This is a genomic window from Mycolicibacterium komossense (assembly GCF_025822605.1).
Taxonomy (GTDB): Bacteria; Actinomycetota; Actinomycetes; order Mycobacteriales; family Mycobacteriaceae; genus Mycobacterium; species Mycobacterium komossense.
Genome location: NZ_JACKTY010000009.1, coordinates 50389 through 72933 on the forward strand (window position 1 = coordinate 50389; position 22545 = coordinate 72933).

Here is a 22545-nt window from a genome sequence, read left to right on the forward strand (position 1 = left end):
AGTCTCCGACGTTGCTCGCAGCGCGGTACCGGATGACACGGTCCACCGAGTTCGCCGCGACGGTCAAGCATGGAGTGCGGGCTGCACAGCCCGATATCGTCGTGCATGTCCGCCGCGATGACGCCGACGCCGAAGGACCTCGGGTCGGTCTGGTGATCGCCAAGTCCGTCGGCACCGCCGTGCAGCGGCATCAAGTCGCGCGGCGGTTACGTCATGTGGCCAAGTCCTTGATCCCGGATCTGGACCCTCGCGATCGTGTGGTCATCCGCGCGCTACCCGGCAGCAGTGCTGCCGCGTCGACGCGGTTGGAACAGCAACTGCGCAAGGGTGTCCGGCGATCCCACGACATCATGGCCGGCACCAGGTGAACACCACCGACGGAACACCTGTGAAGGCCCGTCGCTCCGCTGCTGTCCGAGCTCTCGTCTTCGTTATCGAGTTCTATCGCAACGCCGTGTCGCCGCTGCGGCTGCCGACCTGTCGCTTCACCCCGACGTGTAGTCAGTATGCGGTCGAGGCTCTCACCGAATACGGGTTCGTGCGGGGGAGTTGGTTGTCCACCATCCGCCTGCTGAAGTGTGGTCCGTGGCATCGGGGAGGATGGGACCCGATACCCGAGCGCCCAGACCGACCTACCGACAGTGATGCCGCCAGCAGCGGCAGGAACGAGTCCTATGTTTAATTGGTTCAGCCTCGACATCATCTATTACCCGGTGTCGGCGATCATGTGGGTTTGGTACAAGGCATTCTCGTTCGTCCTTGGCCCCAGCAATTTCTTCGCCTGGGCGCTGTCGGTGATGTTCCTCGTGTTCACGCTGCGTGCGATTCTCTACAAACCGTTCGTCAAGCAGATCCGCACCACTCGCCAGATGCAGGAGCTACAGCCTCAGATCAAGGCGTTGCAGAAGAAGTACGGCAAGGACCGTCAGCGCATGGCGCTGGAGATGCAAAAGCTCCAGAAGGAACACGGGTTCAACCCGATCCTCGGCTGTCTGCCGATGCTGGCTCAGCTCCCGGTGTTCCTCGGTCTGTATCACGTGCTCCGCTCGTTTAACCGGACGCAGGGCGGCTTCGGTCAGCTGCACCTGTCGGTCGAGCAGAACCGCGCGACGGGCAACTACGTCTTCAGTGCGACCGACGTCGCGCACTTCCTGGACGCCAACTTCTTTGGTGCCCCTCTCGGCGCCAGCATGATCCAGACCACCGGCCTGGATGCCTTCACCGATTTCAACCGTGCCGCGGTGATCGCCGTCGGTGTCCCGATCATGATCCTCGCGGGCGTCGCCACCTACTTCAACAGTCGGGCGTCGGTGGCCCGCCAAAGCCCGGAAGCCGCGGCCAATCCACAGACCGCGATGATGAACAAGCTCGCGCTGTATGTCTTTCCCCTCGGCGTCACCGTCGGTGGTCCATTCCTCCCGCTGGCGATCATCCTGTACTGGTTCTCCAACAACATCTGGACCTTCGGTCAGCAGCACTACGTGTTCGGCAAGATCGAGAAGGAAGAAGAAGAGAAGAAGCAGGAGGCGATCGAACGCCGCTCTGCCAACGCGCCCGCGCCAGGTGTGAAGCCCACCAAGGCGAAGAAGCCGTTGACCAATGGTGCAACTCCCGAGCCCGCCCAGGAGGGTGTCGAGCTGACGGATTCTGCGGCCGAGGATACGGCTTCCGCGAACGGTCAGGCGCAGTCGACGCCGTCGGCAACGCCGCGGCCCGGTGCCAGGCCCAAGAAGCGAAAGCGCTGATACTTGCCCGCCACCGATGCGGGCACCCGATGCGCGGTCTGTGAGCAGACCGGTATCTGAATCTAGAGGGATCGAGAGGGATACACAGCCATGACGAATACCGATACCAGCGAGCAGACAATCGACGACGAGGCCGCGGTCACCGGCGACGGCGGGGCGGACGAAGCGACGACGAAGCCGGACTCCGAGGATCGGCTCGTTGCCGAGGGCGAGATCGCCGGTGACTATCTGGAAGAGCTGCTCGACCTGTTGGACTTCGACGGCGATATCGACCTTGATGTCGAGGGCAGCCGCGCCGTCGTCAGCATCGACGGCGGTGAGGATCTGGTGAAGCTCGTCGGGCGTAAGGGTGAGGTGCTCGACGCGTTGCAGGAACTGACCCGCCTGGCTGTCCACCAGAAGACTGGTGAACGGAGCCGGCTGATGCTGGACATCGCGGGCTGGCGTCGCCGCCGCCGTGACGAGCTGGCGGCACTGGGGGACAAGGTGTCACGCCGGGTCCTGGAGAGCGGACAGCGCGAGCAGCTGGCGCCCATGACACCGTTCGAGCGCAAGATCGTGCACGACGCTGTGGCTGCCGTCGACGGGGTGCACAGCGAGAGCGAGGGCGTGGAGCCGGCGCGCCGCGTCGTCATCCTGCCCGACTGATCAAGAGTTACATCTGTGTAGTTCTAGCGGGACCGCGCTGAAGACCGGAGGATGTTTCACGTGAAACATGACGGTATGGCCGAGGTTCCGGAGGCGGCCGGCGCGGTGTTCGGCACCGCGCTCGGCACCGCCGAGCAGTACGCGCACTTTCTCATGACAGCCGGTGTGGAGCGGGGTCTGATCGGCCCCCGCGAAGCAGACCGCATCTGGGATCGCCACGTACTCAACAGCGCCGCTATCGCGGAACTTATCGGTAACGGCGTCCGGGTCGCCGACGTCGGCAGTGGTGCCGGCCTCCCCGGGATTCCCCTCGCGATCGCTCGCCCTGATTTGCAGGTTGTTCTCATCGAGCCACTGTTGCGCCGCGCAACCTTCTTGACGGAGGTGGTGACCATGCTGGGCCTGGAGTCCATCACGGTAGTTCGCGGCCGAGCCGAGGATCGGGCAGTGCTCGCGGAGCACCGTGACTTCGATGTGGTGACCTCGCGTGCGGTGGCGCCGCTCGACAAGTTGACGAAGTGGAGTATGCCGTTACTGCGCCCAGGCGGCGTGATGGCGGCGCTCAAGGGTGACCGCGCGGAGGCCGAACTCGATGAACACCGCCGCGCGATGACGTCGTTAGGCGTAGTGGATGCAAGGGTGATGAAATGTGGCGTGAAGTACTTGACACCGCCGGCGACCGTGGTCGTCGCACGACGCGGCGTACGCGGGGCGGCCGGCCGGCGGCCGTCACAGCCTTCGGGCAGGAGGGACCGATGAGCGGGTCAGAGGGGCCGGATCCACAGCAGCCGGGTGACGTTTCACGTGAAACATGGAGTGGGTCGAGCGAGTTCGACACCCCGATCGGAGCTGCCGCCGAGCGCGCCATGAAGGTGCTACACAAGCGTGAGCACCTGGCACGGCCGACGCATCGACGGCTCTTCACCATCGCCAACCAGAAGGGCGGCGTGGGGAAGACCACCACCGCGGTAAACATGGCCGCGGCGCTGGCCGTGCAGGGACTCAAGACTCTGGTGATCGACCTCGACCCGCAGGGCAATGCCAGCACCGCGCTGGGCATCGAGCACAGGACTTCTGGCACGCCGTCGTCGTACGAGGTGTTGATCGGCGAGATGCCATTGCATGCCGCCTTGCGCCGGAGCCCACACAGCGATCGACTGTTCTGCGTACCCGCCACGATCGATCTGGCCGGCGCGGAGATCGAGTTGGTCAGCATGGTGGCCAGGGAAAATCGGCTCCGCACAGCACTCGCCGAACTGGACGGCTCCGACTTCGACTACGTGTTCATCGACTGCCCGCCGTCGCTGGGTCTGCTGACCATCAATGCTCTCGTCGCCGCCCCGGAGGTGCTCATCCCCATTCAGTGCGAGTACTACGCCCTGGAGGGGGTGTCCCAGCTGATGAACAACATCGAGATGGTGAAGGCTCACCTGAATCCGAATCTCGATGTCTCGACCGTTCTCTTGACCATGCATGACGGTCGGACGAAGCTGGCGGATCAGGTGGCCGACGAGGTGCGCCGATTCTTCGGGGACAAGGTTCTCCGGACGGTGATCCCACGCAGCGTCAAGGTCTCCGAGGCGCCCGGTTACAGCATGACGATCATCGACTATGACCCCGGCTCCCGGGGTGCAATGAGCTACATGGATGCCAGCCGCGAACTCGCGGAGCGCGGCGCCGCCACGGGGAAGGGACGATCATGAGTCAGCCGACACGTCGTAAGGGCGGTCTGGGTCGCGGTCTGGGAGCTCTCATCCCCACGGGCCCAGCCAACGAAGAGTCGACGGGTTTCGGTCCGCGCATGGGAGCTGCCGCTACCGATGTCTTGATGGGTGGGCCGCCGGCACCCGTCAACGAGATGGGCGCGACCTACCGGGAGATCGATCCGAAGACCATCGAACCCAATCCGCGGCAGCCGCGCCAGGTTTTCGACGACGAAGCACTAGCCGAGCTGGTGCACTCGATCAAAGAGTTCGGGCTCATGCAGCCGATCGTGGTGCGGGCGATGCCCACCGAGCCGGGGGCGCCCCTGCGCTATCAACTGGTGATGGGGGAGCGACGCTGGCGCGCCGCCCAGGAAGCGGGGATGACCGCGATCCCGGCCATCGTCCGTGAGACCACCGACGACAACCTGCTACGCGACGCGCTCCTGGAGAACATTCACCGGGCGCAGCTGAACCCGTTGGAAGAAGCGGCAGCCTATCAGCAGCTGCTCGACGAGTTCGGAGTCACCCACGATGAACTCGCTTCTCGTATCGGTCGGTCGCGACCGCTGATCAGTAACATGATCCGACTGCTGCGACTGCCGGTACCGGTCCAGCGCCGGGTGGCCGCGGGTGTGCTGTCAGCGGGCCATGCCAGGGCGCTTCTCGCTCTGGAAGCTGGGGCGGAGGCCCAGGAAGAGCTCGCGGCCCGCATCGTTGCCGAGGGTTTGTCGGTCCGTGCCACCGAGGAGGCGGTGACACTGGCGAACCGCGAGACGGTACCCGCACCGACCGCTCCTCGTCGTAAACCGATCCAAATGCCTGGCCTGCAGGACGTTGCTGAGAGGCTGTCCGGTGCCTTCGACACCCGGGTGACTGTGAGTCTTGGCAAACGTAAAGGCAAGATCGTGGTCGAGTTCGGGTCCGTGGACGACCTGCAGAGAATCGTCGACATGATGGACACTTCGGGCCAGTAAAACCGACACCCACTGATACCCGGCAGTTACGTCACTGTGACAGCTACGTCGCCCACGCCGGCTCCAGCGTGCAAACATGTTGTGTGGCAGCATAATTGGAAATCAGCGTGCGGGACGGGGACCGGCTGGGTTCCAGCCGGCGGACTCGGCACCAAAATCGGTGATAGTCGTCTGGACACCGGTCACGACTCTCCTATCCTGGAGGGGCTGCCGCGCACGACGGCACCATACGAAGGACCGGGAATCTAGTGTCTGCTCGAATCACGCCGCTGAGGCTCGAAGCGTTCGAACAGCTGCCGAAGCACGCGCGCCGGTGCGTGTTCTGGGAAGTCGATCCGGCGATCGTTGGAAGCGATGATCACCTCGCCGACCCCGAGTTCGAAAAAGAAGCGTGGCTGTCGATGGTGATGTTGGAGTGGGGATCGTGCGGGCAGGTTGCGAGCCTGCCCGCGGCCGAGGACACCGCCAGTGACGCACAGTGCCAGGGTTATGTGCTCTACGCGCCGCCGCATGCCGTCCCGCGAGCGCAGCGATTTCCCACCGCGCCCGTGAGCGCCGATGCAGTTCTGCTGACCTCGATGGGTGTGGAACCGGGCCAGGCTGCCGACGGACTCCCCAACAGTTTGATCGCCCAGGTGGTTGCGGAGCTGGTTCGTCGCGGAGTCCGCGCATTGGAGGCCTTCGGTCGAACCGCGGAATCGACGGAACTCCTCGACCCGGCGACGGCGGACCCGGAGCTGTTCTCCGCGGTGGACGCGTTGGGGGACTGTTCCTTCGACCAGTGCATGATCGAGGCCGAGTTTCTCCAGGAGGTGGGCTTCGTCGTCGTAGCGCCGCACCGGTACTTTCCGCGACTGCGGCTCGAGCTCAACAAAGGGCTGGGCTGGAAGGCTGAAGTCGAAGAGGCGTTGGAGCGACTGTTGGAAAGTGCTCAACTGCAGCAGACGGCGGGGGCTGAACTGGCCGGAGCCAGCGCCCGCGTCAGGAACTGCTGAGGCGGCCGGCGGCCTGCTGTTCCACGGACAGCTCGTGGGCGAGTAGCTCCGCGAAAGTGAAGGTGCCGGTGGGCCGATCGTTCTTGCCCAACAGGTAGAGCCGCTTGACCGCCGCCAGGATGCCCTCGGCGATGGCGTCGCGTGTCTGTGTCGAAACCAGCATGGCGCGGTCGCGGGGATTTGTGATGTAGCCGATATCCACCTGCACGGTCGGCATCCGGGTCAAGCGGAGCAGATCCCAGGTTCGGCCGTGCGTGCGGCAGTCGCGTAAACCAGTGCGCGCCACTACTTCTCGCTGAATGAAGTCGGCGAGATTGCGGCCGATGGTGGAGACGGAGCCGTGTGAGTTGCCGAAGTGGAACGATGCCACCCCGTTGGCCGCCGGACTGGCCTGAGTGGCGCAGCGCAGACTGATCATCAGGTCGGCGCCGACCGTGTTGGCGGTGGCGGCGCGCTCCGAATCATGGGGGCTACGGTTGGCGGGCCGCGACAGGAAGGTTTCCATACCGACCGCCGTCATCCGGCCTTCGAGCCGACTTGCCAAGTCCCACAACACGTCTGCCTCGCTGATTGGGCCAGCTGGACCGTGTGTGATCAGCCCGTGATCGTTGCCGCCACGACCCGGATCGATGATGATCCGTTTACCGGACAGCTTGGGCCCGGACCGGCGGACCAGCTCCTCCTCGCGAATCGCGTGCGGCGAGCCGCCGGTCACCCGAGAGCCGAGAAAGTACAAGGAGCGCAACGTTTCTGGGCCGCAGATGCCGTCCGAGGACAACCCGTACTCCCGCTGATAGGACATCAGCGCGTTGTGGGTCTGCAACCCGAAGTGACCGTCGACCATGCCGGTATAGAAACCAAGGTCCTGCAGGCGCGCCTGCAGCGTCGCGACGTCGTCGCCGTACATCGGGGCACCGAACTGGTGATTGAGGGCCCGTGCCCCCAGCCGGTAAGAGGCCTCACGCAACGCGCGATAGGTGGCCTCACCGACGATCCCGTCGACCAGTAGGCCACGACGCTGCTGGAATGCCCGGACGGCCTCGTCGAGGTCGGCGTCGAAAACATCTGCGGCGACGTGCCTGCCAGTGCTCAGATCGTCGTCGGAACCTGCGACCAGACCCAATGCGGCCAAGGCGGCCCTGATCTCAGCAACCGCACTGGCACGGACACCGAGACGCAGTGCGTCTCCGGGATCTCCGGGGTGCGGACTCGACATAACAGGGCCCTTCGGTCACGTGGTCGACTGCCGGTAACGGCTAGCAGACTGGCAGTATTGTCGCAGACCGCATCCCGGATTGAGAAAACGCCAGGCAAGCATCCCGGCGGATTCTCAGCAAGTCGGAATCGGCCGCCGACCTTCTGTCCAGGTGTTTTGGGTCAGTTCGTCCGGCTGGAGCCCTCAGTTCACGTCGTCGGCGAGTTCGCGCAGGAGCGCAGCCTTCCCTTTGGCTCCGACGATCCGCTTCACAGGCTTGCCGTCCTTGAACAAGATCATGGTGGGGATGGAGACCACCTGGAAGTCGCGTGCGGTGTTCGGATTCGCGTCGACATCGAGCTTGGCGACCGTCAGTTGGCCCGACTTCTCGGTGGCGATCTCCTCCAGCACGGGTGCGACCATGCGGCACGGACCGCACCAGGTAGCCCAAAAGTCAACCAGCACAGGCGTACTGCTCGACAGCACATCCTCGGAGAACGAATCGTCAGAGACGACGACGGTGGCGTGCTCGGTGTTGGTCATTGCTTGGCCCCAATCAGGTCGGAGATGGTTGTCTGGTCGGCAGGTGCAGTGTGCTCGTCGTCACGATCGGCAAGCCAGCGCTCGGCGTCGATGGCCGCCGAGCAACCCATACCCGCGGCGGTGATCGCCTGTCGGTAGGTGTGGTCGACCAGGTCGCCGGCGGCGAACACACCGTCCACGGAGGTCGCCGTCGAACCGCGCTGCACGACGACGTAGCCCTCGGCATCGAGTTCGACGATGTCACGGACCAGCGCGGAGCGCGGATCATGGCCGATGGCGACGAAGACACCCGTCACGGGGAGCGTGGAGTCGGCGCCGGTCTCGGTGCTGTGCACCCGCAGACCGGTCACGGTGCCGTCGCCTTCGACAGCCACCACCTGGGTGTTCAGCAGGAAGGTGATCTTGTCGTTGGCGCGAGCCCGCTCGAGCATGATCTTGGATGCCCGGAACTCTTCGCGCCGGTGCACGATCGTCACGCTGCGCGCGAATCGGGTGAGGAAGGTCGCTTCCTCCATGGCGGAGTCACCGCCGCCGATCACCGCGATGTCCTGGTCCTTGAAGAAGAAGCCGTCGCAGGTGGCACAGGCGCTGACACCGCGGCCGAGCAGCTCCTGCTCACCGGGGACGCCCAGATAGCGGGCGGCGGCACCCATCGCGAGGATGATCGCGCGCGCGGAAAAGGTCTCGCCACCGGAGGTGGTGACGGTCTTGACGGGGCCGGTCAGCGAGACCGCCTCGATGTCTTCCATCTGCAGGTCGGCCCCGAAGCGCAGCGCCTGCTCCCGCATCTCGTCCATCAGTTCAGGACCGGTGATGCCCGACTTGAAACCGGGATAGTTCTCCACCTCGGTGGTGGTCATCAGCGCGCCGCCGAACGCCGTGCCCTCGAACACCACAGGTGCGAGCTCGGCACGGGCGGCGTAGATGGCCGCGGTGTATCCAGCGGGACCGGAGCCGATCACGATGACGTCGTGAACGTTCGTTGAGGCGGTCATGCGGGCCTTTCTGTGCTTGCCGTAGCGGGCAGTACGCTGCCTTCGCCGGCAGAGTTGTCAACACCAGGGTAGGCCCGGCTGTTCCCTGTGGCGTCCCGGCGGGGTGCTCTGGATGCGCCGCGTCGCATCACGGCCGGGGCACCGCGGTGTCGGCGAGCAGCCCGGTGCCCGCTGAGCTGCAATTCGGCGCCACCGCCAGCGCGGTCAGCATGGCCGGGGAGTCTCCTTCCAACACCAACAGCACCCCGGGCCGGTTGTTGATCTGCACCGGGGTGGCACCCAGGATCGTCGTCGTGCCGGGATATCCCAGGCCGGTCAGACACGAGGCGCGGCGGGCGGGCTCGCCGAGCGCACCGAAATCGGGCGGTTCGCCCAGCAGGCCGGCGATCTGGGGGGCGGAGAGCGGGACGGCCGCCGGCGGCACGCTGACCGTGATGAAGTTTGCCGTGGTGACGGTGCTGGTCATCGCGGCCGGGGAGCGCACGAGCGCGGCGGTGCCCACCCCGATGGCCGCGACCACCGCCGCCAGCCCGGTGATGGCGGCGATAAGGCGTAGCCGGCGATCGCCCGGGCGCACCGAGTGCGTGGCGCCGGCGGGCGGTTCGATCACCTGATGCCCGCCGGCGGGGTCGGGTGGACTGTTTACCACTGCGCCAGTGTGCGGGATGGCCGCGGCGGTCACGCGCAGTCCTGATATCGCAGCTCCACCGCCAGCCGGGCGCGGCCCCTGGCGCAGCGGCTTTTCACGGTGCCCTCGGCGATACCAAGCAGTCGGGCGGCCTCGGCCACCGAATAGCCCTGCATGTCGACGGCCACCACTGCGGCGCGCTGATCGTGGGTCAACCGGCGCAGAGCGTGATGCACCACGATCGTCGTTTCCACCTGGGCCGTCCGATCGCTGATGGGATGGGCTGCGAGAGCCGAGGAGGCATCCAGAGCGACGGTCGGGTGATTGCGGTGCCGGCGCAACCGGTCCAGACAGGCGTTGACGACAATGCGGTGCAGCCAGCTGCTGACGGCGGCATGGTGCCGGAAGGTCGCGGCGCCGCGGTGCGCCGCCAGCAGCGCTTCCTGTAGTGCGTCGGCGGCGTCCTCGGGGCAGCCGCAGCGCAGCGTCGCCAGCCGGTACAGCTGCCGGTAGTGCCTGCCGATGAGTTCCTCGAAGGCGTACAGATCGCCGGCGACGTGCGCGGCCAGCAGCTCGGCGTCGGTACGTTCCGCGGTGTCAGCCCGCCCCGTGATGACCACGAGCCGGACAGTAACCAGAGCACCGGCCGGGGGCACTTCACCCGCGGGCAGGGTTGTTAGGACGCCGCTCGCACCGTGATCTCAGCGACATCGGTGCGGCTCTTGCCGTCGACTGTGCCCAGTGTGGAGATCCACACCAGCAGGTTGGAGGTCGGTGCGGCACTGTTGACCTGGATCGTGTTGTTGCCCGGCTGCAACGGCGTCGGCGGGGTCAACGCGGTGGTGTCGTCGAGGGTGGCCGGGGTGGGTGTCGAGGCCGATCGGATCTGCACCGCGGTCCCGGTGCTGGTGACATTGATCGTCACCGCACCCACGGTGGTCGGCTGGGGCAGTTGCAGCATCAGGCCGACACCGTTTTTGAAGCCCGGGAACGGTGAGGGGTCCGAGTAGGTGTCGCTCGGCCACACGGTCGCCGGGTTGCCATCGATCGCCAGCCCGGCCAGGCTCGGAGCGTCTGCCTCACCCTCGGGTGAGAAGACGGTTGCGCGAACAGGTTTCACCAGTGAGCCCGATGCCGCGCCGGAGGTCTGGCTGCTGGACTCCGAGGGATTGAGGCCGAGTTGGTCGCCGTTGATGCCGCCGCCGACGTCGCCGAAGATCTTGCTCAGCACCGAGGCCAGGACCACCAGTGCGACCACGGCGATGGCCCCGGCGACGCCCAACCCGATCAGCAGGCCCTTGCGCCGACGGGCCTTGGCTGCGGCCGCCTCGGGCGTGTCGTTGCGTATCGGACCTGGCGGCGGTTCGTCGGCGTCGACCGGTTCGATCAGCTCGGTACGGTCAGCCAGCGCGGTCGCCTGCTGCAATAGGTTGAGAAGTGTTGGCGCGGTGCGGATTCCGCCGCCATCCTGTACGGACCGGGCCGCGGCGGCCGAAATCTGGAACGGGATCTCCTGATCGACCGAGCGCGGTTCGACCGGTTGTCCGGTCGAGTCGACGTCGGCCGGCGCCAGCCCGCTTGGCACGCCGGTCTCCGGCAGCGGCCAGCGGTTGACCAGCAACGCGTACAGGGCGGCGCCGATCCCGCGGATATCGTCCTCCGGGGTGGCGTCGGGCAGCGTTGCGGGAAAGGCAAGTGCCACATCACCTTCGATGCTGACCCGGACACGGCTGGGGTGATCGATCGAGAGGGCGACACCGGCGTGGTGTGCGGTGTCGGCGGCCGCAGCCAATGACTGGATGGCGCGGGCGCCGCCGATGGGAGACGGCGAGGTGTCGGCGACCTCTTGAAGTGAGCCGCCGCGAATCCATTCCGAGACCACCAGCCCGCCCGCCCCGGTGTGGGCCACGTCGAGCACCCGGGCGATCCCGGGGCGGTCGAGCCGACTCAGCCGCAACGTGCGGGCCAGGATCTCCTGTAGCTCTTCCTCAGGCAGCGCGCGGTCCGGGTCGACAAACGTCAGCGCCACCTGTCGGTCCAGAGCGGTGTCCAGGGCCTGCCAGAACTGCAGGTTCGGCGGACCGCCGTGGAACACCAGCAGCCGGTAGCGGCCGCCGGCGATGCTGGCGCCCGGGATCAAATGCACATCGTCTTCCGGCGCGGAGGTGTCCATCGCCGACTCACGCGGGGCGTCGAACGCGATCGGCTCGCGCGACGGGTCCCCGGCGAAGTCGACGGGGCGTCGATTCGGCGCGCCTGGGGGCGACACGGTGCCGAGCTGAAGGTCCACGGGTACATCAGGCTGGAAGTCGCCCGCTGCGGTCGGAATTCCGGCGGCGGGGACGCCGGCGGTCGGGATCTTCGTCGTGGGGGATGCGCCGGCGTCGTGCCCAGTGCCGCCCAAAGGATCGTCAGTCACCGCCGGTCCTTTCCCCGAGCCAGCACCGGCTACGCCTGCCGGCGGCCCGTTCCGGACGGACTCCTGGGCTGGCCAGCGCCCCGGTACGGGCACATTTCTGTGCTCAGAGTACGTGACACGACGGACGGGGGTGCGTGTGTCCGCCGCGACGGCCCGGGCGGTGGCAACCGGTTCGGGACGGCCCAACCGGCGACGCACCAGCGCGCGGGCGGCCAACGCCTCGGGCACTTTGGCGGCCAGCAGCACCCAGGCCAGGATCGGCAGCATGATCACGCCGAGCACGAAAAGCCGCAGCAGCGATCCGGCCCCACCTCCGTGCACGGTCAGCGCCTCCAGGCCCAGCAGCTTGTCGACGACGTGCGCGATGAGTCCGGCAAGCAGGGAAGCAGTGATCGTTACCAGCATGGTCCGGATCACGGTGATGTCCAGCAGTGGACCGCCGCGCGGGAGTAGCTTGCGCCGCAGCAGGAAGTATCCGACCACCGCACCCGCCACGAAGCCGAGACCGTTTGCCAGCCCGAGGAATCCGGCGACGAGCTCGGGATTGTGGGTGACGTGCGGCGCGGCGAAGGAGGCCACGATCTTCACCGCGGTAATCACGACGATGACGATGATCGGCGTCCAGGGTTGCTCCCTGGCGTAGAACACCCGCAGCTGCATCAAGACCAGTGCGTAGGGGATCAGGGTGAACGCCGAGAGCGCAATCGACAGCCCCAGATAGTTGGCGTCGACCTCACCGAACTTGCCGTAGGCGAACAGCGCGCTGCCGATCGCCGGTCCGCCGACGGTCATGAACGCGACGATCGGGATCAGCGTGACCATGGTCAGCCGGGTGGCCAACGACAGGTCGGCGATCACCGCGGGGGTGTCGTCGGCGGCGGCGTTGCGCGACAGCCGGGGCATCACCACCGTCAGCACGGTGACACCGATGATGCCGAACGGCAGCTGCAGCACCAGCCAGGTGTAGTTGTAGATGGCCGGCCCGGACGCCGCTGCGGAACTGGCGATCTGATTGCCGATCACCAGGCCCAGCTGACTGATCAGGACGTAGAGCACCATCGCCGCGGCCATCGCACCGAATCGCTTGAGCCGGTCGTCGACACCCCACAGTGGCCGCAGACTGATGTGCTGGCGCCGGATGGCGAGCAGCAGGACCGCGGTCTGGGCGAACACGCCGAGCGTCGTCCCGATGCCGAGGACCAGTAGCTTGGCGTTGCCCATCTTGACCGGGTCGATCGAAAGCTCGCCGGGGACAAGCACATACAAGCCCAGGGTGGCGATCGCGACCACGTTGTTCACCACCGGCGCCCACGCGGGTGCGCCGAACACGTTGCGGTTGTTGAGGATCGCCATGAACACCGCGGACAACCCGTAGAAGATGACTTGGGGCAGCAGCAGATAGGCGAACGCGGTGGTCAGCGATTCGTTGACCTGCGGGTGGTTGCCCAGCATCAACCGCACCAGCAGCGGCGCCCCGGCCACCGAGAGCACGGTGGTCAGCAGCAACAGGGTGGTGGCCAGCGTGACGAGGCGGCGGACGAATGCGGCACCGCCGTCGGGGTCGTCGCGTTCGGCGCGGGCCAGCACCGGCACGAAGATCGCGGTGAACGTCGCTTCCAGCACCAGCGCGGCGACCAGGTTCGGCAACTGGTTGGCGATGGTGAACGAACTCGACAGTGCGGCGCCGAGGATCGCCGCCAGTAACACGATCCTGATGAATCCGGTCAGCCGGCTGACCAGCGTGGCCAGGGCCATGCCCCAGGACCGGGAGACGACGGCGGCATCCGACAGTTCGGTGCGGACCGCGCTGCGCTGCGCGTCATCGCGTCGCGGCGGAGGTGCGGTGGGGCGAACCGGGCGCCGCGGCGGTGGCGGCGGAACCCGTGGGCCTGCGGTGTTCATAGCCGGCGCGGGCTGGGACGGTCGAGGTCGGCGCGGTCGGGCTCACCGCGGAAGCGGTGCCACAGCCGTCGCCCGGTGAGCACCACCAGCACCGCCGCCGCGCACAGGGTGATGAAGAACAGCACCTTGCCGTAGGCGTTCGAATGCACCGATAACCGCACCGGTTCACCCAGCGGCAAGCCGTCCGGGGTGCGCAGTGAGACGTCGACGGCGACCCGCTGGGTGAAGTGCACCTCGATCGGCACCCGCAGTGGCAGGAACCCCGGCGGTAGCTCCTGTTCGCCCATATCGGTGACTGTCATGCCCGGGGGGGCGTCGACCTGCAATCGCACCCGGATCGGGACCGCCAGATCGTTACGCAGCGCCAGCGGCAGGGGACTGTGCTCGGTGGCCAGCGTGTACGACCCGCCCGGGTTGACGATCGTCACGCCGTGGAACAGGTCGTCGATGGTGTTGCCGACGACCGCGAGGTGTTGTTCGGCCACGCCGTTGCGCGCCTGCGGGGACAACGCCTGGCTCAGCGCGCGCAGCATGTCCTCACGCAGAGGGGCGGTGTAGGCAATGCCGGTCAGACCGGTCTGCTCGTTGGTGGTCATCGCGGCGGTCAGGCCCCACAGCCGGCCGACCTGGTCCGAGATTTGGCCGATCACCGCGTCGTCGAACCGGCCCTGGGCGGTGGCATCGGTGGCGGACGGCGGCTTCGGTTGGCCGGCGAGCTCGGCGGCGTCGGCGATCACCTCGGGCAGCGGCCGCGGGACAGCGAGGCCTGAATGGATGGTGGTGGCCAGAGTCGTCAGAACGGCCTGTGCGTCGTCGGGCTGCAGATCCCAGTTCATCGGTGGCATCAGGATCTGGCTGCGGGGATCGGTCTCGGGGTGCAGCCCGCGCCACAGCATCGAGCCCTGGGCATCCTGTCGGCGCGCGACGGCCGAGTCGTGGTGCACCGGAACATCCAGCGACGAGTCGAGGTACGAAGGTACGCCCGGGTCGTTGCCGAGGCCGGCCAGCGCAGCTCCGACCGTGGGATCGAACGGCACGGTGACAACTCGGGGGGACACCCGGCGCGGGGTCAGATCGGCGGTGGGCGACTCGCCGGCCGAGTCCTGCGCGGTGCAGTCGGCGGCCGCGATCGCGACCGTCTGGCCAGGCCCGGTGCCCTGGGCGCTGAGCAGGTCGACGACGCGATCGGTCAGCGGGCCGTCACCGACCAGGGTGGCGCCGCGGGTGGTGGTGACACCCAGGATCTGGTCGGCGAGATCGGTGGCGCCCTGGGTGGCGAAGGCGCTCAGGCCCGGATCGCCGACCCGGGAGAGGGCATCGAGATCCGCCTGCGCATACGGGGTTGCCGCGACGCACATGCGCTTGGCCAGCGCGCGTAACCGGTCCAGCCAGCCGGTCGCCGCGGCCTGACCGGTTCCGGGGTGGCTGTCGGTGCCGAGCCCGTCGGGGGAGTTGGACACCACGTAACCGGCCGTCATGGCGTTCACCGTGACCAGCAGATCGGGGTCGACCGCGAGGCACATCGCGCGGGTCACCTCACCGCCCGGATCAACCTCGGGGCTGGTCGCGAATTCCGCTGCCGCCAGCAGGGTGTCGAGGCGACCACCCGGGCTCAGCGAGCCCGCGAGGTCGTCGTTCATCAACCGGACCGGCGAGCTCCCGCCGGGCACCCCCGGCGCCAGGCGGGGCCGGTCGGCCAGCGGCCAGATCATGGTCAGCTGCACAGGTCGGCTGGTGTCGGGCGCGAGCACGCCGTCCATACCGCTGCCGGGCACCGCGTCGACCGCCTGGGCGGGGGGAGGCAACCCCGCGACCGGCAGCAGGAACCTGGCATCGTCGAGACGCGCCGGGGCCCCGTAATCGGGGGTCCCGTTGATGTTGACCAGCAGGGGATAAACCCCCGGTGCGGTGAATCCCAGTGCCGGATCCGTCGGTGAGCGCAGCGGATAGGACAGCGTGAACCGAGCTTCCTGGCCGCGCTCCAGTTCGGGTGTCACGGTGATGAACGGGGCGACCGGCGAGTACTGGCTGGTGTCCCCGCCGAGGTCGGTGCGCAGCTGTGCCGATGAGGTGACCGCCGGGGCCTGTTCGAGGCGGGCGACGATGTCACGGACGGGCCGGTCACCGACGTTGGATACCGTTGCGGTCACGGTCACCGCGGCGCCGCTGGCGGTGGTGACGACATCGGGGGAGACGCTGTCGACGCGGACCACCAGAAACGGCATGGCACCGGGTTCGCCCGCGGCGGCCTGCGGGAGGGCTGCCGGAAGCAAGACGGTCGCCAGCAGTGCGATCACGCCGATGATCCGGGCGGCTGTCACGGCGCGGTGCGCCCGGCGTGATGTCCCGGGCGTGCGCCGCGACGAGATCATGGTGCCGGTCCGCAACCGTTCGCCCGGCCAGGTGCTGATTCATCGGGACGGCGATTGCGGGCGTGCGAGTGGGTCTGGCCCCGTCTGCGCGGTGCGCTGCGCGGCAGCGGCGGCAGCGCGCCGGGCCCATCGGTCTGCAGTTTGTGGATCAGTTCACCGGCGACCTCGGCGAGCCGGCGTTCGTCGGCGTAGGCCAGCCGCGACGGCAGTTCCTGGACGGGCACCCAGGCGACTTCGCTCACTTCGATGTCGTCGTCGGACAGCTCGCCGCCGGAGAACCGCAACAGATAGTGGTGGACCGTCTTGTGGACGCGACTGCCTTCGGTGACGAACCAGTAGTCGATGCTGCCGAGGGCGGCCAGCACGCTGCCCCGGATGCCGGTCTCTTCGGCGACCTCCCTGATGGCGGTCTGCTCGGCGGTCTCGCCCTGTTCGATGTGTCCCTTGGGCAGTGACCACAACATTCGGCCGCGGCGGTCGAGACGACCGATCAGCGCCGCCACCTGTTCTTCGCGGGGACCGTCGATACCGTCGATCACCAGGCCGCCTGCCGAGGTTTCGTGCACGGTGCGCAGCCGGTCAGGGCCTTTGTGATGACCGCGTTGACGGTGTGGTTTGGCCGGAGCCGGAGTCGATTGGTTCTGGGCGGCCACCGCCGACGCGTCGGTTGAGGACGTTTCGGCCAGGGAGTTCTGGTGACCGGAGTTGCGATCGGTACCGGCCTGCGGCGGCCCGGCAGCGCGCCGACCGCGGCGCCGGCCGCGGCGCCGCCGTGGTTTCGCCTGTTCGCCGTCCGACACCCAAGCGATAGTAGTTGGCACCGACACGCCGGCTCGGCGCACTCGCCGGTGTCGAAGGGGTCGCCGGCCAGACGAGTTCGGTTAGGAGCGGCTCGGGCGTGCGCACTAGGCTCATCGAACGTGCCCGAGGGAGATAACGACGCTGCGCTGCTGGCGCGCGCATTCGTGGCGCTCAATGACCTGGCCGAACCCCTGGGAAGTCTGGGCGCGGTGTTCGCTGCGGCCGATCGCGAGCTGTACCTGGTCGGCGGCAGTGTGCGCGACGCGCTCCTGGGTCGGCTGAGCACCGATCTGGATTTCACCACCGACGCGCGGCCCGCCGAGGTGCAGAAGCTGTTGCGGCCGTGGGCCGACGGCCTGTGGGACACCGGTATCGAGTTCGGCACCATCGGCGCGACGCGCGGCAACCGGCGCCTCGAGATCACCACGTTCCGCGCGGACACCTATGACCGGGTGTCGCGGAATCCGCAGGTGCAATTCGGCGACACGTTGGTCGATGACCTCAAACGCCGTGATTTCACCGTCAACGCGATGGCGGTCCGTATCACCGGGGCCGGAATCGGCGAATTCGTCGACCCGCTGGGTGGATTGGTGGCCTTGCAGCATCAGATCCTGGACACCCCGTCGGCCCCCGAGGTGTCCTTCGGTGACGATCCGCTGCGGATGTTGCGGGCAGCCCGGTTCGTCTCACAGCTCGGTTTCACGGTCGCCCCGCGGGTGCGCACCGCGATGGCGGAGATGGCACCGGAGATGTCGCGGATCACGGCCGAGCGGATCGCCGCCGAGCTGGACAAGCTGATCCTCGGCGCCGATCCGGTCGCGGGTATCGACCTGATGGTGCAGACCGGCCTCGGCGAGGAGGTGCTGCCCGAGGTGGGGGCGATGCGGATGGCCATCGACGAGCACCACCAACACAAGGACGTCTACCAGCATTCGCTGACGGTGCTGCGCCAGGCCATCGATTTGGAGAATCCCGGCGAGCCCGACCTGGTGCTGCGCTGGGCGGCGCTGCTACACGACATCGGCAAGCCGCCGACCCGTAAGCACGAGGGCGACGGCGGAGTCAGCTTCCACCACCACGAGGTGGTCGGGGCGAAGATGGTCCGCAAGCGGATGCGGGCGCTGAAGTACTCCAAGCAGATGGTCGACGACGTGTCCCAGCTGGTGTATCTGCATCTGCGGTTCCACGGGTACGGCGACGGAAAGTGGACTGATTCTGCAGTCCGCCGGTATGTCACCGACGCCGGTCCGTTGCTGCCGCAGCTGCACAAATTGGTCCGCGCCGACTGCACTACCAGGAACAAGAAACGTGCCGCCCGGTTGCAGAACAACTACGGCGAACTGGAACAGCGGATCTCGGCGCTGGCCGCCAAGGAGGACCTGCAGCGGGTCCGGCCCGACCTCGACGGCAACGCGATCATGGAATTGCTCGACATCCCGGCCGGCCCTCAGGTGGGGGAGGCCTGGCGGTTCCTGAAGGAGCTGCGGCTCGATCGCGGCCCGTTGGACCCGGATGAGGCCGAGGCCGAGCTGCTGTCCTGGTGGGCGGCAAAAGGGAACCGCGAGGGCCAATCCAGCGTCTGATCCGTTATGGAGTACTGCTTCGGCGCGGGTGACGGCATCGCCTCGATGTGGACCGGGTCACCGGATATCGACAGCGACGGCGACGGGACGCTCGATGCGATCGGGCTGGATTTCGATGGCGACGGCCTGCGCGACGACGCACTGGCCGACCTCGACGGTGACGGTATTGCCGATCACGCGCTGCTCGATGTGGACGACGACGGCTCAGGGGAGAGCTGGTTCACCGATGACGGCTCGGGAACGTGGTCGGTGCCGGTGGACCGGGTCTCACGTGCCGGTGGGCAGCTGCGGTGGTTCGGCCTCGACGGCACCGAGCACACCGGTGGGCCGCTGATCGATTTCGATCTCGACGGGTCGTCGGACGATCGGGTGCTCGACGCAGACGCCGACGGTCTGGCCGACCGCGTGCTGATCGGCGGCGGCTCGGCCGATGGTGCGCCCGGCTACACCGCCGCCTACGTCGACACCGACGGAGACGGGCACTGGGACGTCAAGCTGATCGACGGCGACGGTGACGGCAGCGCCGATGACGCCACGGCGCTCTGACCGCGAGCAGACGCAAACGTCCTCTTCTGCCCGGCGTGTCGAGGGTGGTTTACGTCTGCTCGCCGGAGCTAGGACCCGCGCTCACCGACCCGCGCTCATCGACCCGCGCTCACCGACCCGCGCCGGGCGGCCCCGCGAAGGCCTGCGCTATTTCCACCCACTTGGCCGCATCGGTCCCCTCGGCGACGATCTCGAGGTCACGTAACGGCCGCCGCTGCGTGACCAACTGGCAGAAATCCTCACCGCTGCCGATGACCCGCTGGGCCGCGTCGGGAGGGCCCCATTCCCAGCTGCTGCCGTCGGGCGCGCGAAGTTTCACGTGGAACGGTTCATTCGGCGCCGGCAGCCCGTGGACGCCGAAGGCGAAGTCGCGGGTACGCACGCCGAGATGTGCGATCGAGCGCAGCCGGTCCGTCGCGGGGCGGGTGACCCCCAGCGCGTCCGCCACGTCCAGGCCGTGCGCCCACGTCTCCATCAGCCGCGCGGTTGCCATCGACGCGGCACTCATCGGGGGCCCGAACCACAACAACTTGCGGCTCTCGGGGACCAGCCGCAGTTCCTCGTGCAGCTGCGTCCGGGTGGAGCGCCACTGGCTCAGCAACTCGGCCGGGCCCACGCCCGCCAACTCCTCGGCGGCCACGTCGACGAAGCCGAGCGGGTTGGCTGCGGCCTGAGTCAGGACCTCACCGAACGCGGCTTCGTCGGTGACTGACAGCAACGCGACGCGATCGGTCCACAGCAGGTGCGCTATCTGATGTGCGATGGTCCACGCCGGCGCGGGTGTCGGTGTCGCCCACTGGTCGGGTGGCAGCGGCCCGATCAGCGCATCGAGCGCGTCGCTCTCGGCTTCCAGATCGGTGATCATGGGACCTGCATCGGCCATGGGGTCACCCTAGTCCGGCGGTATCAGGTCCAGTCTCGCGGTCGCGTCTTGGCTGGACGGTCGCGCGCGGCGGCCGACAGTGGCGTGGATCGCCAGCCCGAGCAGATAGATCACCGAGCCGGCGATGGCCAGTCCCGGGGCGTGACCGTCGGCGGGGATCACGGCGGCGGACACCGCGACGGCTCCGACGAATGACAACCAGAACAACGAATCCTGCACGGCGAAGACGTGTCCGCGCAGCGCGTCGTCGACGTCGATCTGCATGGCCGAATCGGCACAGAGTTTGACCATCTGGCCTGCCGCGCCGAGCAGGAATCCGCACACCACCATCACGGGTAGCGCAAGGCCCACTCCGGCAAGTTGGATCAGGGCGCCGGCGATGAGGGCGCCGTTGGCGGTTCGATAGCGGCCCCACCGCTTCACCGACGCCGGAGTGAGGACGGTCGCGAGGAAGGATCCGGAGCCGGTGGCCGCTACGAACACCAGCGCACTGCCGAAACCCGCAACGGCCACGGTGGGAACATCGGTATGGCGCACGATCACCAGCACCAGCAGGGTGTTGATCCCGAAGACCATGCGATGGGCGGCCAGACCGGCCAGCGTCGCCGCCACCGACGGCACGGAGAACACCGTGCGTGCCCCGTGCAGCCAGCCGGTAGCCACCGCGTAGAACGCTGAACCGTGGATAGCTCGCGCGGTGTGGTCCGGGCCGAGCACACGAGCCGGGAACCGCAGCGCCAGCGCCAGCGCAACCGTCACCGGGATCGTCACGATGAAGATGATCGCGGCCGCCCCGGCGTCCCCGGATCCCAGCAGCCAGCGCGGTACCAGCATGAAGTTGGCGCCCAGGAACGTCGCCGTCGCGCCGACCGCGATGGACACCGAGTTCATGGTCACGACCTGTTCGCGCGGCACCACATGCGGTAGCGAAGCCGAGAGCCCGGACGCGACGAAGCGGGTGAAGCCGTTGACGATCAGCGCCCCGCACAACACGGTCATGTCGCTGGCGCCGACGGCCAGCAGTACCGCGACGCCGAGGGTGAGCACCAACCGGCCCAGGTTGGCGCCGACGAGCACCACGCGGCGGTCCCACCGGTCCAACAGGGCCCCGGCAAAGGGGCCGAGCAGAGAGTAGGGCAGGAACAGCACCGCGAAGGAGCCGGCGATCTGCCATGGCGTCGCGGCGCGGTCGGGGTTGAACAGCAGCCCACCGGCGAGCCCGGCCTGGAACAGGCCGTCGCCGAACTGGCTTGTCATCCTTACCAGCAGCAGCCGCCAGAACTCTGGCATGCTGCGCGCCGACCGCCACATGGCAACGGACGCCCGCGCGTCGACCACGTATCACTTCCTAGTTCCTCATCGGCGCTGTGCAAGCACACGAGACGTCCCGCTTACCCCGATCCAGCCTACAAATATCATCGGCAGGCTGCCCTGGTTCGCACCGCCGGCGGCGTGCTGGTGCGATGATGGACCCGTGGCCCAGTCTGAGGACCCCGAGGATTTCATCGCCCCGGCGACGCATCGCGTGCGCGCGGGCACCCTACTGCTGGCCAACACCGACCTGATGGAGCCGACGTTTCGTCGCAGCGTGATCTACGTAGTGGAACACAACGACGGCGGCACGCTGGGTGTCGTGCTCAACCGGCCGAGCGAGACGGCGGTCTACAACGTCTTGCCGCAGTGGGCGAAGCTGGTCACCAAACCCAAGACGATGTTCGTCGGTGGACCGGTCAAGCGCGACGCGGCGTTGTGCCTGGGGACGTTGCGGGTCGGGATGGAACCGCAGGGTGTACCCGGTCTGCGGCATGTGGCGGGCCGGATGGTGATGGTGGATCTCGACGCCGAGCCCGACGCTTTGGCCCCGATGCTCGAAGGGGTCAGGATCTTCGCCGGTTACTCGGGCTGGACAATCGGCCAGCTCGAGGGGGAGATCGAGCGCGACGATTGGATTGTCTTGTCCGCGTTGCCTTCTGATGTTCTGGTGGAACCGCGGGTGGATCTGTGGTCGCGGGTGCTGCGCCGCCAGCCGTTGCCGCTGTCGCTGCTGGCGACGCATCCGATCGACGTCAGCCGCAACTAGCCGCGCGGCATCCGTCGGGCCAGGGACTCAGGAGTGGCAGGACAGCGTGCACGCCGCGCAGCTGCCCGCGCAGTCGGCAGGCTGCTCTTCGCGGCGGGCGGCAAACCGCGCGCTCTGCCATGAGCCGGCGGCCACGGTGCCGAGCGCGCCCAATACGCACACGATGACGACGACCAGGCCGGTGCGCATCGGGGTCGCCAGGGCCACGACACCGCCCGCGGCCAGCATCACCGCCGCGGCGAGCTGAGTCGGGGCGACCGCCCGCAACACCAGCTGGTTGACGTCGGCGACGCGGGGCCGGCTCAGCGTCCACAGACCGAAAGCCGCCGATACCACCGCCGCGCACAGGCACACCACACCCGCAATCAGCATGCAGACACCATACGAGGCGGCGGGGCCCGATGCCCAGCTGGTGTCAGCTGATCGGCGCGGGGACCGGCGCGGTGAGTGCGGGTGCAGGGGTCATCGGGCTGACGGCGGCCGGGGCCGCGGGCGCCCCCGGCACGGCGGGCACGCCAGGCGCGGGCAGG

General features: G+C 67.7%; 22 protein-coding genes. 11 read left to right on the forward strand and 11 right to left on the reverse strand.

The window, feature by feature from the left end; genetic code table 11:
• Positions 1-11: 11 nt before the first annotated feature.
• The 8 genes from rnpA (at position 12) to H7J73_RS01470 (ending at position 6068) form a co-directional block, all read left to right on the forward strand.
• Entirely contained in the window at positions 12-368 is a 357-nt protein-coding gene (gene rnpA, locus H7J73_RS01435) for a ribonuclease P protein component (protein ID WP_264065447.1), read from the forward strand.
• A gap of 20 nt (positions 369-388) precedes the next feature.
• A complete protein-coding gene (gene yidD / locus H7J73_RS01440; RefSeq protein WP_264065448.1) occupies positions 389-682 on the forward strand; it encodes a membrane protein insertion efficiency factor YidD in 294 nt (97 codons plus the stop codon).
• Positions 675-1745, forward strand: a complete 1071-nt coding sequence (gene yidC / locus H7J73_RS01445) for a membrane protein insertase YidC (RefSeq protein ID WP_264065449.1) — start codon at positions 675-677, stop codon at positions 1743-1745. The genes yidD and yidC overlap by 8 nt, the downstream gene beginning before the upstream one ends.
• A 90-nt stretch (positions 1746-1835) precedes the next feature.
• Positions 1836-2393 carry a Jag family protein gene (locus H7J73_RS01450; protein WP_264065450.1) on the forward strand — a complete coding sequence of 186 codons (558 nt, stop codon included), beginning with the start codon at positions 1836-1838 and terminating at the stop codon, positions 2391-2393.
• Between the two features lie 51 nt (positions 2394-2444).
• Complete coding sequence (gene rsmG, locus H7J73_RS01455) at positions 2445-3152, forward strand: 16S rRNA (guanine(527)-N(7))-methyltransferase RsmG (RefSeq protein WP_264065451.1); 708 nt, start codon at positions 2445-2447, stop codon at positions 3150-3152.
• Complete coding sequence (locus tag H7J73_RS01460) at positions 3149-4096, forward strand: ParA family protein (RefSeq protein WP_264065452.1); 948 nt, start codon at positions 3149-3151, stop codon at positions 4094-4096. The genes rsmG and H7J73_RS01460 overlap by 4 nt, the downstream gene beginning before the upstream one ends.
• On the forward strand, positions 4093-5073 hold the full coding sequence (locus H7J73_RS01465) for a ParB/RepB/Spo0J family partition protein (RefSeq protein WP_264065453.1): 981 nt from the start codon (positions 4093-4095) through the stop codon (positions 5071-5073). The genes H7J73_RS01460 and H7J73_RS01465 overlap by 4 nt, the downstream gene beginning before the upstream one ends.
• A 248-nt stretch (positions 5074-5321) precedes the next feature.
• Complete coding sequence (locus H7J73_RS01470; protein ID WP_264065454.1) at positions 5322-6068, forward strand: acetyltransferase; 747 nt, start codon at positions 5322-5324, stop codon at positions 6066-6068.
• Here the strand turns inward: H7J73_RS01470 and H7J73_RS01475 are convergent.
• The 8 genes from H7J73_RS01475 to H7J73_RS01510 form a co-directional block, all read right to left on the reverse strand.
• Positions 6055-7284 carry an N-acetylmuramoyl-L-alanine amidase gene (locus tag H7J73_RS01475; RefSeq protein ID WP_264065455.1) on the reverse strand — a complete coding sequence of 410 codons (1230 nt, stop codon included), beginning with the start codon at positions 7282-7284 and terminating at the stop codon, positions 6055-6057. The genes H7J73_RS01470 and H7J73_RS01475 overlap by 14 nt on opposite strands.
• A 183-nt stretch (positions 7285-7467) precedes the next feature.
• A complete protein-coding gene (gene trxA / locus H7J73_RS01480) occupies positions 7468-7806 on the reverse strand; it encodes a thioredoxin (RefSeq protein WP_264065456.1) in 339 nt (112 codons plus the stop codon).
• On the reverse strand, positions 7803-8801 hold the full coding sequence (gene trxB / locus H7J73_RS01485; RefSeq protein WP_264065458.1) for a thioredoxin-disulfide reductase: 999 nt from the start codon (positions 8799-8801) through the stop codon (positions 7803-7805). The genes trxA and trxB overlap by 4 nt, the downstream gene beginning before the upstream one ends.
• A gap of 127 nt (positions 8802-8928) precedes the next feature.
• Positions 8929-9483 carry an RsmA family anti-sigma factor gene (locus H7J73_RS01490; RefSeq protein WP_264065459.1) on the reverse strand — a complete coding sequence of 185 codons (555 nt, stop codon included), beginning with the start codon at positions 9481-9483 and terminating at the stop codon, positions 8929-8931.
• Entirely contained in the window at positions 9480-10043 is a 564-nt protein-coding gene (gene sigM, locus H7J73_RS01495) for an RNA polymerase sigma factor SigM (RefSeq protein ID WP_264065471.1), read from the reverse strand. Before sigM ends, H7J73_RS01490 begins: the two co-directional genes overlap by 4 nt.
• Before the next feature lie 62 nt (positions 10044-10105).
• Complete coding sequence (gene murJ / locus H7J73_RS01500) at positions 10106-13750, reverse strand: murein biosynthesis integral membrane protein MurJ (protein ID WP_264065460.1); 3645 nt, start codon at positions 13748-13750, stop codon at positions 10106-10108.
• The gene (locus H7J73_RS01505; protein ID WP_264065461.1) at positions 13747-16122 is read right to left on the reverse strand and encodes a hypothetical protein; all 2376 of its coding nucleotides are present in this window, start codon (positions 16120-16122) and stop codon (positions 13747-13749) included. Before H7J73_RS01505 ends, murJ begins: the two co-directional genes overlap by 4 nt.
• Complete coding sequence (locus H7J73_RS01510) at positions 16119-16922, reverse strand: NUDIX hydrolase (protein WP_264065462.1); 804 nt, start codon at positions 16920-16922, stop codon at positions 16119-16121. Before H7J73_RS01510 ends, H7J73_RS01505 begins: the two co-directional genes overlap by 4 nt.
• 120 nt (positions 16923-17042) lie before the next feature.
• Here H7J73_RS01510 and H7J73_RS01515 point away from each other — a divergent pair, with 120 nt between their 5' ends.
• The gene (locus H7J73_RS01515; RefSeq protein ID WP_264065463.1) at positions 17043-18506 is read left to right on the forward strand and encodes a CCA tRNA nucleotidyltransferase; all 1464 of its coding nucleotides are present in this window, start codon (positions 17043-17045) and stop codon (positions 18504-18506) included.
• Positions 18507-18512: 6 nt separating this feature from the next.
• Positions 18513-19052: a pullulanase gene (locus tag H7J73_RS01520; RefSeq protein ID WP_264065464.1), complete on the forward strand. Its 540-nt coding sequence runs from the start codon at positions 18513-18515 to the stop codon at positions 19050-19052.
• Between the two features lie 109 nt (positions 19053-19161).
• Here H7J73_RS01520 and H7J73_RS01525 read toward each other — a convergent pair whose 3' ends face one another.
• A complete protein-coding gene (locus H7J73_RS01525; RefSeq protein ID WP_264065465.1) occupies positions 19162-19935 on the reverse strand; it encodes a TIGR03084 family metal-binding protein in 774 nt (257 codons plus the stop codon).
• Between the two features lie 9 nt (positions 19936-19944).
• Positions 19945-21225: an MFS transporter gene (locus H7J73_RS01530; protein WP_264065466.1), complete on the reverse strand. Its 1281-nt coding sequence runs from the start codon at positions 21223-21225 to the stop codon at positions 19945-19947.
• 184 nt (positions 21226-21409) lie between these two features.
• Here H7J73_RS01530 and H7J73_RS01535 point away from each other — a divergent pair, with 184 nt between their 5' ends.
• Entirely contained in the window at positions 21410-22015 is a 606-nt protein-coding gene (locus H7J73_RS01535; protein WP_264065467.1) for a YqgE/AlgH family protein, read from the forward strand.
• 27 nt (positions 22016-22042) lie between these two features.
• Here the strand turns inward: H7J73_RS01535 and H7J73_RS01540 are convergent, their stop codons facing one another.
• Entirely contained in the window at positions 22043-22387 is a 345-nt protein-coding gene (locus H7J73_RS01540) for a hypothetical protein (RefSeq protein ID WP_264065468.1), read from the reverse strand.
• Positions 22388-22545 lie beyond the last annotated feature (158 nt).

Coding starts and splice junctions, on each gene's coding strand:
- rsmG (WP_264065451.1), top strand. CDS start 2,445: ATGTTTCACGTGAAACATGACGGTATGGCCGAGGTTCCGGAGGCGGCC.
- H7J73_RS01525 (WP_264065465.1), bottom strand. CDS start 19,935: ATGGCCGATGCAGGTCCCATGATCACCGATCTGGAAGCCGAGAGCGAC.
- murJ (WP_264065460.1), bottom strand. CDS start 13,750: ATGAACACCGCAGGCCCACGGGTTCCGCCGCCACCGCCGCGGCGCCCG.
- H7J73_RS01505 (WP_264065461.1), bottom strand. CDS start 16,122: ATGATCTCGTCGCGGCGCACGCCCGGGACATCACGCCGGGCGCACCGC.
- H7J73_RS01475 (WP_264065455.1), bottom strand. CDS start 7,284: ATGTCGAGTCCGCACCCCGGAGATCCCGGAGACGCACTGCGTCTCGGT.
- H7J73_RS01520 (WP_264065464.1), top strand. CDS start 18,513: ATGGAGTACTGCTTCGGCGCGGGTGACGGCATCGCCTCGATGTGGACC.
- H7J73_RS01530 (WP_264065466.1), bottom strand. CDS start 21,225: ATGCCAGAGTTCTGGCGGCTGCTGCTGGTAAGGATGACAAGCCAGTTC.
- trxA (WP_264065456.1), bottom strand. CDS start 7,806: ATGACCAACACCGAGCACGCCACCGTCGTCGTCTCTGACGATTCGTTC.
- H7J73_RS01540 (WP_264065468.1), bottom strand. CDS start 22,387: ATGCTGATTGCGGGTGTGGTGTGCCTGTGCGCGGCGGTGGTATCGGCG.
- H7J73_RS01450 (WP_264065450.1), top strand. CDS start 1,836: ATGACGAATACCGATACCAGCGAGCAGACAATCGACGACGAGGCCGCG.
- H7J73_RS01465 (WP_264065453.1), top strand. CDS start 4,093: ATGAGTCAGCCGACACGTCGTAAGGGCGGTCTGGGTCGCGGTCTGGGA.
- trxB (WP_264065458.1), bottom strand. CDS start 8,801: ATGACCGCCTCAACGAACGTTCACGACGTCATCGTGATCGGCTCCGGT.
- yidC (WP_264065449.1), top strand. CDS start 675: ATGTTTAATTGGTTCAGCCTCGACATCATCTATTACCCGGTGTCGGCG.
- H7J73_RS01460 (WP_264065452.1), top strand. CDS start 3,149: ATGAGCGGGTCAGAGGGGCCGGATCCACAGCAGCCGGGTGACGTTTCA.